The following is a 16,022-nucleotide window of genomic DNA, read 5'->3' as shown; positions in this document are numbered from 1 at the left end:
AAGAATGGTCAAATCAATCCCGGACGGGTACGCGGAGCTGACGGCCTACCTGTCCGTCGACGGGGCGAGCGAGGCGATCGCCTTCTACACCGAGGCCTTCGGTGCGAAGGAACTGGCCCGTTCCACCGCCCCCAACGGCAAGATCATGCACGCGCAGATCCAGATCGGCGGCACGATCGTGATGCTGTCCGACGAGCTGCGGGAAGCCGGCCTGCTCGGCCCCCACTCCGTCGGCGGTACCCCGGTCACGCTGTACCTGTTCGTCGAGGACGTCGACGCCACCTTCGCCCGTGCCCTGCGCGCCGGGGCGAAGCAGCAGCGAGAAGTCCAGGACCACTTCTTCGGCGACCGGGCGGGACAGGTCCTCGACCCGTTCGGCCACCGGTGGACGATAGCCACCCACATCGAGGACGTGTCCCCGGACGAGTTCGAGCAGCGCGCCGCGGCGCACATGCGCAAGGCAGCCGGCTGACCGGCAGCGACGGGGCGAACCGGCCCTGCGCCGCAACCGCGGCGCAGGGCCGGACCCGCGTCAGGCGGAGGTCCGGCCGCGGCGCGCGGGCTCGCCGTTCGTGGGCGGGTACGCGGGCTTCGCCGGTGTCGCCAGCCGGGCGGGCGGCGAGGGCAGCGGCGGGAGGGCCGGCTCGTACAGCCAGGCCGAGAACAGGTCTTCCAGCGGATCGCCCGTATAGCGGGCCACGTGCTGGGTGAAGGCCGCGGTGGTCACCACACCGTGGCGGTGCATGGTGGCCCAGTCGCGCAGCATGCGGAAGAACGCGCCGTCCCCCAGGGCGCAGCGGATCGCGTGCAGGACGAGACCTCCGCGCTCGTACAGACGATCGTCGAACATCAGCTTGCGGCCCGGGTCGACGAGGCGCAGATCCAGCGCCTGCGAGGCCAGCAGCCGGTGCGCGGCGGCCGCCAGCGCATGCGCGGTGCGGCCGCCGGAGCGCTCCGACCAGAGCCACTCGGCGTACTTCGCGAAGCCCTCGTTCAGCCAGATGTGCCGCCAGTCGGCGATGGTCACGCTGTTGCCGAACCACTGATGCGCGAGCTCGTGGGCGACGAGGCGCTCCGAACCGCGTCCGCCGTCCACGTGGTTGGCACCGAACAGGGAGAGCCCCTGGGCTTCCACCGGTACGTCGAGTTCCTCGTCGGCGACGACCACCGCGTACTCGCCGAAGGGATACGGCCCGAACAGCTCCTCGAACAGCTGCATCATGGCGGGCTGCCGGGCGAAGTCGCGGGAGAACTGCGGCAGCAGGTGCGCCGGTACGTGGGCGCTCTGCGGGACACCGCCGAGCCCGGGGTCGCCGAGCAGCACCGTCTGGTACACGCCGATGGACAGCCCGACCAGGTAGCTGGAGGTCGGCGCGGACTGCTCGTACACCCACGTGGTCGTGCTGGCCCTGGTCGTCCTGGTGAGCAGCCGCCCGCCGGCCACCACCGTGTAGGCGGACGGGGTGTTGATCGAGATCTGGTACGAGGCCTTGTCGGCGGGCCGGTCGTTGCACGGGTACCAGGAGGGCGCCCCGACCGGCTGGCTGGCCACCAGAGCGCCGTCGCTCAGCTCCTCCCAGCCGAGACCGCCCCAGGGGCTGCGGACCGGCTTAGGGTTGCCCGCCCAGTGCACCTCCACCGTGAACGCGGCGCCGGCGGGCAGCGGCTTGGCCGGCCGGATGCGGAGCCTTCCGCCCCGGTGGGTGTAGTGCGGCACCCGGCCGTTCACCAGCATCCGGCCTATTTTGAACTCGGCCAGGTTCAGGTGGAACTCGGTGAGCGGCGCCCGCCCGGCGATCGCACTGAGCCGGGCCGTCCCGGCCAGCCGGTTGGGGCCGGGACGGTACTCCAGAGCGAGTTCGTACCGGTGCACGCGGTAACGGGAGTCTCCGTTGTCCGGGAAGTACGGGTCCGATGCCGCTGTTCTCTGGCCGCTCATTGCCGCTTCCGCTCCCTGCGCTGTGCCCGGGCCCTTGTCAGGTCCGCCATGCCTCGATCGGGTTGCCCAGCCAACGCGTGTCGGCGGGGACGGATTCCCCGGCCATCACGAGAGAGGCCGGACCCAGTGTGCTGTGGGCCCCGACCGTACTTCCGGGCAGGACGATTCCGCCCGGGCCCAGGGTGGCACCCTCGCGGAGGACCACAGTATCCGTCCTCAAGATCCGGTCGTGGAAGAGGTGTGTCTGCAACACGCAGCCACGGTTCACGCTGACCGCATCGCCCAGCACCACCAAGTCCGTTTCCGGCAGCCAGTAGCTCTCGCACCATACGCCCCGGCCGATCCGCGCCCCGAGCCCGCGCAGCCACAGGTTCAGCAGCGGCGTACCGGGCACTGGTCCGGCCAGCCACGGCACGGCCACCACCTCGACGAAGGTGTCGGCCAGCTCGTTGCGCCACACGAAGCTGCTCCACAGCGGGTGCTCGCCCGCCCGGTGCCGGCCCACGAGCAGCCACTTCGCGGCCACGGACACCGCACCCGCGGCCAGACCGGCGGTCAGCAGGACCCCTCCGGACAGCAGTGCGGCCTCCCAGGTGCCGAGCCCGCTCGCCGTGCTCAGCGCGCAGAGCGCCGCCACGGTCAGCACCGCCAGCGCCGCCGAGCAGAACACCGGGACGAGCCGGCACAGCTCCACCAGCCCGCGCGCCCACAGCAGCCGCGCGGGCGGATCGTACGTCCGGCTCTGGTCGGCGTCGGCGGCGGACCGCGGCAGCCGGACCGGCGGCAGGCCCAGGTACGAGCTGCCCTTCTTGGCCTTCTTCGGGGTCGCCGACAGCACGCCGACCAGCCCGTCGTCCGGCACGGTGCGGCCCGGCGCGGTCATGCCGGAGTTGCCGAGGAACGCCCGGCGGCCGATCTCGGAGTGGCCGATCCGCATCCAGCCGCCGCCCAGCTCGTAGGGCGCGGTCAGGGTGTCGTCGGCGAGGAACGCGCCTTCGCCGACCGTGGTGAGGCTCGGCAGCGCGAGCACGGTGGACACCTCCGCGCCCCGGCCGATCTTCATGCCGAGCAGCCGCAGCCACACCGGGGTGATCAGCCCGGCGTACAGCGGGAAGAGCGTCTCCCGGGACAGGTCCATCAGCTGGGTGACGGTCCAGGCCTGCCAGCCGACCCGGCTGTGCGTCGGATGGATCCCGGTGCGCAGCCCGAGGCTGAGCAGACGTACGGAGACCAGCAGGAGCAGCGCGTACGTGAACCCGTACGCGAGCGCCCCGGGCACCACGGCGAGCAGGGCTCCGCGCAGTGCCTCCACCAGCCCGGCGCCGGCGGGCACGAACCGGCTCACCACGAGCAGCGCGGGCAGGGTGGCGAGCACGGGCAGGGACGTGAGGCCGAAGCCCGCAGCCCCGTAAGCGGCCCGCCAGGGGAGCCCGCGCGGCGGGCGCTCCTTGGGCCAGTTCCGCTTGGCCTTGCCGAGCTTCACGGCGGGCGCGCCGGCCCAGCGCTGCCCGGTCGGAATCTGCCCGACCACGGCGGAGCCGGGGGCCACCTCGGCCCGCTTGCCGACCCGCGCACCCGGGAACAGCATGCTGCGGGTGCCGACCACCGCGCCCGCGCCGACCTTGACCGGGCCGATCTCGAGCCGGTCCCCGTCCAGCCAGTGCCCGCAGAGGTCCACCTCGGACTCCACGGCGCAGCCGCGGCCGAGCTTGAGCATGCCCGTCACCGGCGGCAGCGAGTGCAGGTCCACCTCGGGGCCCACCTTGGCGCCGAGCGCCCGCGCGTACCGCTCCAGCCAGGAGCCGGTGAGCGACGTCGCGCCGACGTACTCGGCCAGCCGCTCGGCCGTCCACAGCCTCAGGTGCACGCTTCCGCCGCGCGGGTGGCGCCCCGCCTTCACCCCGCGCAGCAGCAGCCGCGCCCCGCCGGCCGCGATGGCGAGCCGGCCCGGCGGGCTGAAGAGCAGCGCCGCACCGGGGACGACGAACCACCACGAGGCGGTCGGCGCCCACGGATACGCACCGAACCAGTGCAGTGCGTTGCCGAGCGCCAGCAGCGCCACGCTCCAGCGCAGTCCGACCAGGGTGAACAGCGGCAGCAGCAGGAGCGACTGCACCACCTTGGTCCGCAGCGGAACGGGAGCGACGGTCCGGGCCGCGTCGTCGTCCCGTACGGACTTCTCCAGCCGCCGGGCCAGCTTGCGCAGGGTGGGCTGCTGGTAGATGTCGAGGACGGCCGCCCGCGGGTAGCGGGTGCGCAGCCGGGTGGTGAGCTGCGCGGCGGCGAGGCTGCTGCCGCCGATCGCGAAGAAGTCGTCGGCTGCGCCGGTGACGGCCACCCCGAGGGTCTCGCTCCACTGCTCGGCGAGCCAGGCCTCGGTGCCGTACAGCTGCTCTGCCGGGCCCGTGGTCTCCAGCTCGGGCAGGGGCCAGGGCAGCGCGTCGCGGTCCACCTTGCCGGAGGTGCGGGTCGGCAGCTCGTCGACCCGCGCGAGCAGTGGTACGAGGGCCGCGGGCAGCTCGGCACGCAGCCGCTCGACGGCCGCCGCATGGTCCCAGCCCTCCTGGGCGACCAGGTAGCCGACGAGCAGCTGGTTGCCGCTGCGCGCCGTACGGACGGCCGAGGCGGCGCCTGCGACGCCCGGCAGGGCCTGGAGGGCGGCGTCCACCTCGCCCAGTTCGACCCGGCGGCCGCCGAGCTTGATCTGCTCGTCGCCGCGGCCGAGGAAGACCAGCCCCTCGGGTTCCGCGCGCACCAGGTCGCCGCTGCGGTAGGCGCGTACCCAGCCGAGGGATTCCAGCGGGGCGTACTTCTCGGCGTCCTTCTCGGGGTCGAGGTAGCGGGCCAGGCCGACGCCGCCGATCACGAGCTGGCCGCTGCCGCCCATCGGCACCGGCTCGCCGGACTCGTCGACCACGGCCAGTTCCCAGCCGTTCAGCGGGAGGCCGATCCGGATCGGCTCCTCCCCGGTCAGGAGCGAGGCGCAGGCGACGACGGTGGCCTCGGTGGGGCCGTACGTGTTCCAGACCTCGCGGCCCTCGGTGACCAGTCGCTGGGTCAGCTCGGGCGGGCAGGCCTCGCCGCCGAAGATCAGCAGCCGGACCTCGTTGAGGGTCTCCGGCTCCCAGAGCGCGGCCAGGGTCGGCACGGTGGAGACCACGGTGATCTCCTGCTCCGCCAGCCAGGGGCCGAGGTCGGCGCCGCTGCGCACCTGGGAGCGCGGGACGGGCACGAGGCAGGCGCCGTAGCGCCAGGCCAGCCACATCTCCTCGCAGGAGGCGTCGAAGGCGACGGACAGGCCGGCCATGACCCGGTCGCCGGGGCCGATCGGCTCCTCGGTGAGGAACAGCGCCGCCTCGGCGTCCACGAAGGCGGCGGCGCTGCGGTGGCTGACGGCGACGCCCTTGGGCTTTCCGGTGGAACCGGAGGTGAAGATGATCCACGCGTCGTGCTCGGGGCCGGGCCGTGCGGCGGACACGGCAGCGTCCGCCAGGCCGGTGGCGTCGATGCGCCCTCCGGCGCCGAGCACCGCCCGCACCCCGGCCTCGCCGAAGACCAGCTCGGCCCGCTCGTCCGGGTCCTCGGCATCGACCGGCACGTAGGCGGCGCCGGCGGCGAGCACGGCGAGGATGGCCGAGTACAGCTCGTTGGTCCCGGACGGCACACGTACGCCGACCCGGTCGCCGAGGCCCACCCCGGCGGCCTCGAGGGCGCGCCTGCGGCGTTCGACCTCGACGGCCAGCGCCCGGTAGGTCAGCCGGGCGGTGCCGTCGTCCAGGGCGAGCTCGTCGGGGCAGGCCCGTACGGAGGCCTCGAAGATGTCCACGAGAGTGCGCGCAGGGGCGGCGGGTCCGGCGCAGAACCGGGCGGATTTGCCGGACTCGTCGTACGGGTCCCCGTCGTCGAGCAGGGTCATCTCACCGCGCTCAGGTGTGGCTGCCATCGGCCCTCGCGTCTCGGTCCCGGAAGAAGGTCCGGGTCGCCGGCGGAGCCCAGGTTTGCCCGGGTTGTTCCGGTCCAGCGCCAAACAACCGGCCAGTCTAGTGCGTCATCAAGGATTTTCCCGCTGAAGCCTTGCGGGTGGCGGAGAACGGACGGTATAGCGGTCGCGCCCTGACGGTTGCGCCGAGTGACTGGCCGACCCCGGTGCGGAGTACACACGCGGGGAACGAACGGTCGGGTGGATCGAGCAAGTCGACGTCGGGAGGCGCTGATGGCCGGAAGATCCTTTCGTGGCTGGCTGCGCCGCCTCCGGCCGCCGCCCTCGTCACCCTGCTGTGGCTGGTGGTGAAGGTGCTCCGCGGAAAGCGGTACGGGCCGGGGGAGCGGGGGAGCGGTGGTGGCCCTCGGATGGCTGGCCGGCCTCCTCGGGCTGGGCGCGATCTGGTGGCTGGTGTACGGCTCCTACCTCCAGGATCGCGCGTACATGCGACACATGCAGATCGTGGGCGAGCCGGTGCCCGGGCCGGCGGCCCGGGCGCCCTGCGTGGTCGGAAAGGCACAGGCCGCGCCGCACCTGGGCGATGTCACCGGCGAGATCTCGGACATCACGTACCTGCCCGACTCGAACCGGTTCGCGACCCTGGTCGAACGGCGGGGCCGGCTGTCCGGCTGCGAAGTCGGCCTGGTGCAGGACATTGCGCTCGGCGGCAACAGCCGCAGCCGGCAACGCTGTTCGCTCTGCGTGGAGAGGGCGGACGCACGGATCGGCGGCCGGCTCACCCACAACCTCGGCCGGAAGATCTGGGCCGAGAAACGCCGGCTGCGCTTCGAGGCCGGAACCGCGTACACCCCCGGGCAACTCGCCGACCTCCAGCGGCGCGTGTCCGACGAGGCCGTCCGCCGGCTGAAGGGCGGACAGGGGTCAGGGGGGCCGGGGCAGGGTCGTTGCCCCGGCCGGTGGCGGTCAGGCGGCCGAAGCCGCGAGAGCCGGTGTTTCGGCGTCCGTGAGGAGCGCCATGAGCGACGTACGGGCGCGGGCCACCCGGGAGCGGATCGTGCCGATCGGGCAGCCGAGGGCGGTCGCCGCCTCGGCGTAGGGGAGCCCCAGGATCTGGGTGAGCACGAAGACGTCACGGCGTTCGGCGGGGATCGTGCCCAGCAGCTCGGCGAGGGCGATTCCGTCCTCGAACCCGGGCAGGCCGCGGGGCTGCGTCCGTTCGGCGGCGGTCTGCCAGTCGTCCCGGTCCGAGATCTTGGGGCGGGCCGCCTTGTGGCGGAGGCTGTCGATGACGGTGCGCCGGGCGATGGACAGCAGCCAGGTGCGGGCGGAGGAGCGGCCCTCGAAGCGGTGCAGGCTGCCGAGGGCGCGCAGGAACGTCTCCTGCGTCAGGTCGTCCGCCGCCTGCGGATCGGCGCTGAGGTACGCCACGTAGCGCCGGACGTCGCGGTGCAGGGCGCGTACGAAGCGGTCCACCGCGTCGGGGTCGCCGTCGCGCGCGGCGAGCGCCAGCAGGGTGGTCGGCTCGTCCGCACCGCCCGTGAGGCGGGCGGGCGCCGTCGTCGTCTCGGCGGCGGTCGGACGGGGATGCAGGGCAGGGGTCATCGCCTGATGTCCTTCTGGGAATCCGGGATCCGGAGCCGGCGCCGCACACGCACTGCGTGGCGCGGCGGGCCGGTGAGCGGTACGGCCTGCCGGACGGCAAGGCCGATGACCGAGGCGGGCGGCGGAATCGCGCCGCGCGCGTCGGTGAGCCGGCTGTCAGCTGACAGCGGTCCCGAGGGGCGGACCCCGTGAGGTGATGGCGTGGACGAGCAGGAGCCCGCGCAGGCGGCGCGATCCGAGGCCCCGGCGGGCGCGCAGGCGCGGCCGGTGAGGGGGCGCGGGGAGGCGGAGGGCCGGCCGCAGCGGTACGAGGAGCAGACCGGCCACGGCGCGCAGGACCCGGAATGCACCCCGCTCCCCGTACGCGAGCCAGAGTCCGCAGAGCAGGGCGGCGAGCAGGTGGGCGGCCAGCATGCCGCCCGGTGACATGGAGCCCATGTCGTGTCCGGCGGACACGGCCATCCGCACCGGCATCCGCACGGGCAACGGCATCTGCGTTGGCATCTGCAGGGCCATGCTGCCATCGGTCACCGCCTGCGCGGCGTGGTGTGCGTGGCCGGCCGTGTGTACCGGTTCGGCGGCGTGCAGCGGCGAGGCGCCGGCCGGCTCACAGAGCAGGTACCCGGCCCACCGGCGGGCGAGGGAGGTGCCGGCGCCGCCCGGCGCGGACGGCGCAGCGGCCGCCTGGGCCAGTGAGAACCCGGTGTGCAGGGCGGCCTGGACGGCGACCGTCGCCGAGATGACGGCCAGGAGGCCCCGTTCGTACGCGGCGAGGAACCACGCGAGCGCGCCGGTGGCGCCCGAAGCCGCCGCCACGGCACACCAGGGGACGGCCGTCCCCGTCATGAGGATGTGGGCGAGGGAGGCGAGCAGCACGCAGGTGGCCGCGAACATCGCAGCCCGTACCGCGCGACAACATCGTCCCTGGGTCATGGCGGGCTCATCGTCGCATCCCTTTCAAGGCGGCTACAGAGGGGCGCCGTTAATTGGCATCACCGGACAAAACCGTATGTGTCGCACGCCACAACAGGGCCTGGGAACCCGGTCGTTCACCCTTCCGACTCCTGCCGTGGACCGAAATGACAGGTGTGGGAACGGAGTCTGCAGTGGCAGAACGGACGACCTCGGCGAAGGCAGCCGGGGCAGGGGCGGAGGGGCGCCTGACGGCGCTGCTGACCGGCGCCATGGCCTTCTCGATGCTGCAGCTGTTCCTGCTCGGCGCGCTCGGTCCGCGGTTGGTGGGCGAACTGGGTGTGTCGCCGACCGCCCTCGGCCTGACGACGACGATCGGCTTCGGAACGGCGGCCGTTCTGTCACCGGTCGGTGGGCGGATGGTGGACCGGACGGGTCCGCGCCGCTCCCTCGTCGTCCTGCTGCTGGTGTCCGCGGCGGCGCTCGGGCTGATCGGCGCCGCGCCCGGGCCGGGGTTCCTCCTCGCCGCCGTCGCGCTGGGCGGACTGCCGCAGGCGCTCGCCAATCCCGCGACCAACAAGGCGATCCTGGCCGCCGTTCCGCCCGCCCGGCGCGGGCCGGTGACCGGGATGAAGCAGTCCGGTGTACAACTGGGCGCGTTCGCCGCCGGATTGCCTCTGGCTGCGCTGGCCGGCGGGGTCGGCTGGCGCGGGGCAGTGTGGACGGCTTCCGCTGCGGCCGCGCTGGCTGCGCTGTGGGCGCATCGCGCCCTGCCCGCCGATCCGCCGGCGAAGGCGGCGCCGCCGCGCTCGTCGCTGATGCCGCGGGGCGCCATCGCCTGGCTGGCGGTCTTCTCCCTCTTCCTGGGCTGCGGAATCGCCTCGGTCAACACGTACGTGGCACTCTTCGGCGCCCAGCAGCTCGGCATGGGGCCGACGGCGGCCGCAGCCCTCGTGGCGGTGCTCGGCGTCGCGGGCATCGCCGGACGGGTGGGCTGGTCGAAGGCGGCCCGGCCGGGGCGCGCCGAGTGGCTGCCCGGCCTGCTGGCGGCCGGGGCGGTCCTGGCGGCCGGCCTGCTGGCCGCCGCGCTGTACGTACAGCCGCTGGTCTGGGTCGCGGCCGTCGCGGTCGGAGTGTTCGCCGTCTCCGGGAATGCCGTCTCGATGGTGCTGGTGATGCAGCGGGCCGCTGCGGGCCGGGCCGGCCAGGACTCCGCGCTGGTGGCGGCCGGGTTCTTCGCCGGGTTCGCGGTCGGGCCGCCGCTCTTCGGAGTGCTGGCCGAAGCGGGCCGGTACGGGCCGGGCTGGCTGCTGGTCGCCGCCGAGTTCGCCGTGGCCGGAGCCGTCGCGACGACCTGGGCCGTACGCGAACGGCGCCGCCCGCGTACGGAGGCCGCGGCGTGAGCCCGGTGAGGGGGGTGCCGGGCGGGCCGGGCCCGGCCATGATCCGCCGGACACCCCCTGACTGGGCCGGGCGGGCGCTGGCCGACGTCCTCGAGCGGGCAGCCGTCACCCGTACCGAAACCGGCGACCGGTTCCCGCTGTACGCCGACCCGGACACCGGCCGCTGGACGACCACCGGCCGCGGCGCGTGGACCGGCGGCTTCTGGGCGGGGCTGCTGTGGCTGCGGGCCCGGCACACCGGCAGCGCGGGGGACCGGGCGGCCGCGGCCGCATGCACCGCACGGCTGGCCGAGTGGGTGGAGGCCGACACCGCCACGCGCGGGCTGATCCTCTGGTACGGGACGGCGCTCGCCGGCGCCGACACCGGGGCGCGGGAGCTGCGGACCCGGGCGGCCCGGGCCGCACTGGCGGCGCTCGACACCGAACTCGGTCTGGTGCCCTGGGGGTCGGCCTTCGGCGGCCCCCGGCTGCTCGCCCGGGTGGACGGCGTACCGGGCATGGTAGCGCTGCTCGCCGCCGGGGGCCCGGAGGGCGCCCAGGCCGCCGCGTCGCACCTGCACCGGCACCTCGAACTGTGCCTCGGCGGGGGCGGACGCGTCGTACCGGCCTGGGAGTTCGCGGCGGACGCGGGCTGGCAGGCGTGCGAGGAACCGTCGGCCGGCTGGAGCCGGGGCAGTGCGTGGCTGCTGCTGGCCGTGGCCGACGCCCTGCACCGCCCCGAGGTCTCCCGCAGCGCCCCGGACCGGCTGGAGGCCGTCGCGGAGCGGCTGGCGGACGTGTGGACGCGGCCCTGCACCCCGCTCGTTCCGCCGGCCGACGAGGCGCGGCCCGCCGGCCCGCTGGACACCTCCGCTGCCGCCATCGCGGCGGTCGCGCTGCTGAAACTCGCCCGCCTGCCGGGCTGCCGGGCCGCGCGGTACGAGTACCGGGCGGCGGCGATCCTGGAGCGCCTGGTGGGCGAGCACCTCACCCGGGGCATGCTGCTGGACGGCTGCTACGACGCCGGGAAGGGCGTCGCGGTGCGGCACGAGCTGGTCTGGGGCGACTTCTTCCTGGCGCTCGGGCTGGCGGCACTGACCGGACTGGTCGAGATCCGGGACGTCTGAACGGCCCTGTAGGGCTATGCCTCGTATGTACGGAGCACCCGGCGGGCCACCGAGGTGATGTGGAGCTCGTCCGGGCCGTCGAGGATGCGGGCCGCGCGTCCGGTGCGCAGCAGCGCGGGCAGCGGGGTGTCGGGGCCGAGTCCGGCCGCGCCGTGGACCTGGATGGCCGCGTCCGCGACCTGCTGGAGCATGCGGGCCGCGGCGACCTTGGCCAGTCCCACCTCCACGTGCGCGTCCTCGCCCGCGCCGATCTTCGCCGCTGCTTCGTGGACCAGCGGGCGGGTGGTCCGCAGTGCGAGCAGCGCCTCGAACACGTGCTGTTGCACGAGCTGATGGCCGGCGAGCGGACCGCGGGATCCTGTACGGGAGTTGGCGCGCTCGCACATGAGGTCGAAGGCGCGCCGGGCCTGGCCGAGCCAGCGCAGGCAGCGCAGGATGCGGCCCAGCTGGAGGCGTTCCGCGGCGATCGCCAGGGCCTGCCCGCGCTTGCCGAGGAGGTGGTCGGCGGGTACGGCGACCCGGTCGAACTCGATCTCCCACTGGCCGGTGGCCCCGAACACGGGCAGTTCGCGTACGACACGGAAGCCGGGGGAGCCGGTCGGGACCACCAGGAGGGAGAGGCCCTCGCGGTCGCCGGGCTCCCCGTCGGTCCGTGCGAGGACGGTGACCAGATCGGCCCCGGACGCCCCGGAGATGAACCACTTGCGGCCGCTGACCCGCCAGCTGCCGTCCGGCTGTTCCTCGGCGCGGGTCGCCGTACGCAGCGGATCGGTGCCCGGGGTGTCCGGTTCCGTCATGGCGTAGCAGGCGCGCAGCTCCCCGGCGGCCAGCAGCCCGGGGTACAGGCCGCGGACCCGGTCGCTGCCGTGCTTCCGGAGCATGGTCGCGTCGAGCAGGGATGCGGAGCCGAGTGCCGCCGGTCCGTGGTCGCTGGCTCCTTCGGCCTCGGCGATGCGGACGTACTGCGCCAGGGGGATACCCTGGCCGCCCAGTTCGGCGCCGAGTGGCAGCGCCCACAAGCCCTCTTCCTTCGCCTGCGCCTGCAACTCCTCCAGCACTGGGGCAGCCTGTGGGCCACCCGCGTCGAGTACCGGCTCGCAGGGCATGACCCGGCTCCGGACGAACTCCGCCACCCGGTGCCGCAACTCGGCCTCCTCCGAGGGCGGTTCGGGACGGGCGTGACCCGTATCGCCTTGGCTCTGCACCACTTTCCTCCAGCCTGCCGGGAACCCGTGGGAACGACAGTCCGACTGCCTTCCCGAGGAACTGGTCGGGTGCGCACCCTCCCGGGTTCCCGTGTCGCGCACATCCGGGCCGCCGGCCTCCGCCGCGCGCCAGGAGAAGAGGAGAGGTATGGCGTCACCAGCCGTCACCCGGACTGTCCGGCCGCTCGAAGGACTGCACCTCGCCGCCTCGGGTCCGCCCGGGCTGACCGGCCTGGTCGTGGAGCACCTCACGCTCCTCGGCGCGAGCACGGGAGCCCGTACGGGAGTAGGCCGGGGAGCCGGCATGAGAGCGGACCCATCCGAGCCGGGCGACGGCGGCACGGCGCGCATCGCCGTGTCCGGCAGGGGGTTCGACCGGCAGGACGCGTCCATGAGCTGGGCGGCGTATCCGGCGAGCGGTATGACGGACGAGGCCACCGTTCAGGCGGCCACCGGCATCATGGCCGTGCACGGGCGCCGCGACGGCGCGCCGCGCGGCCTCGCCGTCGACTACGCCGCCACCGCCACGGGCGTACTCGCCGTGCAGGGGCTGCTCGCCGGGCTGCTGGCCCAGGCCAGGGGCGGCGGGGCAGGCCGGGTGGACACGAGCGCCGACCGGGCCGGGCTGCTGGCGGTCTCCCAGTACCTCGCCGCCGCCGGGGCCGACGAGGGTGAGGCGGCCGAACTCGCGCCGGGCGGACCGCCGTTCACGTCCGCCGACGGCGTCCTCTTCGAGCTGGAGACGCTGGACCCGGGTGCCTGGGCCGCGTTCTGGCGAGCCCTGGAGGCGCCCTTCGACGCCGTCCGGGCCGGCTGGCGGCCGTTCCAGTTCCGGTACGCCACGGCCTGTGCCCCCTTCCCGCCGGTCCTGCACACCACCGCGCGCTCGCACATCTGGCAGCGGGTCGAGGCGGCGGCCGCGACGGCGGGCGCCGAGGTCTGCCGGCTGCGGACCCTCGCCGAGCGCGCCGCCGAACACGACGGAGCCGCGCCCTGGTCCCTGGCCCCGTACGGATCCGGCCACCGCCCGCTGGCCGCGCCTCCCGCCGCCGCACGGCCGCTGGCCGGGCTGACCGTGCTCGAGGCAGGCCGCCGGATCCAGGCGCCCCTCGCCGCCCACCTGCTGCGTCTGCTCGGCGCCGATGTCGTACGGATCGAGCCGCCGGGCGGCGACCCGCTGCGCGGCATGCCGCCCGCCTGCTCCGGGATCTCAGCCCGCTGGCTCGCCCTGAACCGGGGCAAGCAGGCCGTGGAGGTGGACATCAAGTCCGCCGCCGACCGGCGCCGGCTGCGCGAGATGGCCGCCGGGGCCGACGTCTTCCTGCACAACTGGGCCCCCGGCAAGGCGGCCGCGCTGGGGCTCGACTCGGCCGATCTGGCCGCCGGGAACCCCGCCCTCGTCTACGCGTACACCGGCGGCTGGGCGGGCCGGATCCCCGGCGCCCCGATGGGGACGGACTTCATGGTCCAGGCCCGAACCGGCGTCGGCGAAGCCGCACGCCCCCACGACGAGCCCCCGGCACCGTCCCTCATGACCCTCCTCGACGTCCTGGGCGGGCTCATGGGAACCGAGGCCGTACTGGCCGGACTGCTCCTGCGCGAGCGCACCGGAGCGGGCGTCCGCGTCGACTCCTCGCTGCTCGGGGCCGCCGACGCACTTACCGCCCCCGCCCTGCGCCGCGCGCGCCGTGGCGCGGACCCGCGCCGGCCCGCCGGATTCCGCCGCCCGCTGCGCACCGCCGACGGCTGGATCGCCCCCACCGACACCTGTGCGCCCGCGGCCGCCGCGTACGACCTGCGCGAACTGCCGACCGGCGATGCCCTGGCGCAGCTGCGCAACCACGGCCTGTCCGCGACCGCGGTCACCACCGATCCGGCCGACCTGCACCACGACCCGCGCTTCACCGGCTCGATCAGCCGCGACGCGCACGGTGCCCCCGCCGTTCCCGACCCCTGGAGCTTCGTATGACCGTCGCCCTGCACGACCTGCTGCCCGTCGGCCTCCGCCGCACCTGGGCGGTCGACGGGACCTGCCCCGACCTCGACCTCTACAGCCTGTTCCGGGCCAGGCAGATCGCCGACCTGCACGCCACGGCCGTCATCGATGCCAGGGGCAAGCTCTGCTACACCGCGCTGGACCGCAAGGTGCGCGCTCTCGCCACCGGGCTCGCGGATGTCGGCATACGGCCCGGCGATGTGGTCGGCGTCCAACTTCCGAACGGCCGGGGCGCGGTCATCGCCGAACTGGCCCTCGCCGCCGCCGGCGCGGTGGCCCTCCCCTTCCCCGTCGGCCGGGGCATCCGGGAGGCCGCGTCCCTGCTGCGCAAGGCGGAGGCCGTCGCGGTCATCGCCGCCGTCGAGCACCGCGGCGAGCACCACGCCGCCGGCCTGCGGGCCCTGCTTCCCGCCCTGCCGGCGCTGCGGCATGTCATCGCCGCCGGGCGGGTCGGCACCGCACCTGAAGGAACGATTCCGCTGTCTGCGCTGCTGCGCTCCGACCCGGCTGCCTTCGTGCCCGCCCGGCCCGACCCCGACGGCGCCGCCCGCATCCTGGTGTCCTCCGGCTCCGAGGCGGAGCCCAAGATGGTGGCGTACTCCCACAACGCGCTCGCCGGCGGCCGGGGCAACTTCCTCGCCTCGCTCATGCCCGGCGGAACCCCGCCGCGCTGCCTGTTCCTCGTACCGCTGGGGTCCGCGTTCGGGTCCAACGGCACGGCCGTCACGCTCGCCAGGCACGGCGGAACACTGATCCTGCTGGACCACTTCACCCCCGAGGCCGCCCTCGCCGCCGTGCGCGAGCACCGGCCCACGCACGTCCTGGGCGTCCCCACGATGGTCCGCATGATGCTGGACCGGCTGGAACACCCCGGGCCCGACGGGGGTGAACTGCCTCCGCCCACCGCGCTGGTCCTGGGCGGCTCGGCCCTGGACGAGACCACGGCCGAGGACGCCGCCCGCGCCTTCGGCTGCCCGGTCGTCAACCTGTACGGCTCGGCCGACGGCGTCAACTGTCACACCGGACTCGGCACCGGGGTCCCGGAGGCCGACGGCACGGGCATCGTGGCCGGCCGGCCCGACCCCCGTGTCGCCGACATCCACATCACCGACCCGGACACGCACGAACAGCTCCCGGACGGTGAGATCGGCGAGATCGTCGCCCGCGGCCCGATGACCCCCATGTGCTACGTCGCCGCCCCGGACCTGGACGCCCGCTACCGCACCGCCGAGGGCTGGGTCCGCACCGGAGACCTCGGCCTGATCGACGAGGACGGCCTCCTGCACCTCGTCGGCCGTCTCAAGGACATCGTCATCCGCGGCGGGGCCAACATCAGCCCCGCGGAGGTCGAGCGGGAGCTCGCCTCCCATCCCCGGGTACGGGACGTGGTGTGCGTCGGCATCCCGGACGAGCTGATGGGCGAACGCCTCGCGGCCTGCGTCGTACCGCGCGGCCCCGAGGCTCCCACCCTCGGCTCGCTGGGCGCGCACCTCACCCGCCGGGGGCTCGAACTGCGCAAGCACCCCGAGCGGCTGCTGGTACTGGCAGAACTTCCGCTCACCCCGGCCGGCAAGCCCGACCGTACGGCCCTGCGCGAGCGGCTGGCGCAGCAGACGGCCATCGCACCTCCGCTCGCCCACGCGGGCTGACCGAACCGATTCAGCGCAGCGCAGCGCAGCGCAGCAGTGTGGTGGACGACGGCGACCTGGTCACCGCCGGGCCATCACCTCCGGCCTGGACCTCGCCCTGTGGCTCGTACGCCGGGAACTCGGCGCCGACGCGGCGACGGGCGTGGAGGCCATGCTCGAGTACGAGGCCCGCGGCACGGTGTGGACACCGCCCGCGGCCGGGCGCCCGTAAACGCAGGAAGGGGCGGGGAGCAGCTCTGTGCTCCCCGCCCCTCGCATGCACCCTGG

The 16,022-nt window shown here is 74.6% G+C and carries 10 protein-coding genes and 1 pseudogene; 6 read left to right on the top strand and 5 right to left on the bottom strand.

Annotated elements, in window-relative coordinates; translation table 11 throughout:
- Positions 1-4 precede the first annotated feature (4 nt).
- Positions 5-472, top strand: coding sequence for a VOC family protein (locus AB0M76_RS33885; RefSeq protein ID WP_365956590.1), 468 nt, complete (start codon positions 5-7; stop codon positions 470-472).
- A 60-nt stretch (positions 473-532) separates the two neighbouring features.
- Here AB0M76_RS33885 and AB0M76_RS33880 read toward each other — a convergent pair whose 3' ends face one another.
- The 4 genes from AB0M76_RS33880 to AB0M76_RS33865 form a co-directional block, all read right to left on the bottom strand.
- Complete coding sequence (locus AB0M76_RS33880) at positions 533-1,939, bottom strand: M1 family metallopeptidase (protein ID WP_365956589.1); 1,407 nt, start codon at positions 1,937-1,939, stop codon at positions 533-535.
- A 37-nt stretch (positions 1,940-1,976) separates the two neighbouring features.
- Positions 1,977-5,882, bottom strand: a complete 3,906-nt coding sequence (locus AB0M76_RS33875; protein WP_365956588.1) for a Pls/PosA family non-ribosomal peptide synthetase — start codon at positions 5,880-5,882, stop codon at positions 1,977-1,979.
- Between the two features lie 963 nt (positions 5,883-6,845).
- A complete protein-coding gene (locus AB0M76_RS33870; protein WP_365956587.1) occupies positions 6,846-7,484 on the bottom strand; it encodes a sigma-70 family RNA polymerase sigma factor in 639 nt (212 codons plus the stop codon).
- A 156-nt stretch (positions 7,485-7,640) separates the two neighbouring features.
- Positions 7,641-8,417 carry a hypothetical protein gene (locus AB0M76_RS33865; protein ID WP_365956586.1) on the bottom strand — a complete coding sequence of 259 codons (777 nt, stop codon included), beginning with the start codon at positions 8,415-8,417 and terminating at the stop codon, positions 7,641-7,643.
- A 251-nt stretch (positions 8,418-8,668) separates the two neighbouring features.
- Between AB0M76_RS33865 and AB0M76_RS33860 the strand changes: the two genes are divergently transcribed.
- Positions 8,669-9,799 (top strand): MFS transporter, encoded by a 1,131-nt coding sequence (locus AB0M76_RS33860; RefSeq protein ID WP_365956622.1) that lies wholly within the window; start codon positions 8,669-8,671, stop codon positions 9,797-9,799.
- Positions 9,796-10,905, top strand: a complete 1,110-nt coding sequence (locus AB0M76_RS33855; protein ID WP_365956585.1) for a sugar ABC transporter permease — start codon at positions 9,796-9,798, stop codon at positions 10,903-10,905. Before AB0M76_RS33860 ends, AB0M76_RS33855 begins: the two co-directional genes overlap by 4 nt.
- 14 nt (positions 10,906-10,919) lie before the next feature.
- Here AB0M76_RS33855 and AB0M76_RS33850 read toward each other — a convergent pair whose 3' ends face one another.
- The gene (locus AB0M76_RS33850; protein WP_365956621.1) at positions 10,920-12,110 is read right to left on the bottom strand and encodes an acyl-CoA dehydrogenase family protein; all 1,191 of its coding nucleotides are present in this window, start codon (positions 12,108-12,110) and stop codon (positions 10,920-10,922) included.
- Positions 12,111-12,258: 148 nt separating this feature from the next.
- On the opposite strand from AB0M76_RS33850, the gene AB0M76_RS33845 reads away from it, so the two are divergent.
- The 3 genes and pseudogenes from AB0M76_RS33845 to AB0M76_RS33835 all read left to right on the top strand — a co-directional run.
- Positions 12,259-14,079, top strand: a complete 1,821-nt coding sequence (locus AB0M76_RS33845; RefSeq protein ID WP_365956584.1) for a CoA transferase — start codon at positions 12,259-12,261, stop codon at positions 14,077-14,079.
- Positions 14,076-15,755, top strand: a complete 1,680-nt coding sequence (locus AB0M76_RS33840) for a class I adenylate-forming enzyme family protein (RefSeq protein WP_365956583.1) — start codon at positions 14,076-14,078, stop codon at positions 15,753-15,755. The genes AB0M76_RS33845 and AB0M76_RS33840 overlap by 4 nt, the downstream gene beginning before the upstream one ends.
- Positions 15,756-15,784: 29 nt before the next feature.
- A pseudogene (locus AB0M76_RS33835) lies at positions 15,785-15,966 on the top strand (DJ-1/PfpI family protein); the annotation flags it as partial.
- Positions 15,967-16,022 lie beyond the last annotated feature (56 nt).

This window comes from Streptomyces sp. NPDC051364 (assembly GCF_040682115.1).
GTDB lineage: Bacteria > Actinomycetota > Actinomycetes > Streptomycetales > Streptomycetaceae > Streptomyces.
Note: the sequence above shows the minus strand (reverse complement) of the source record. Positions and strands in the feature narration are given on the sequence as shown.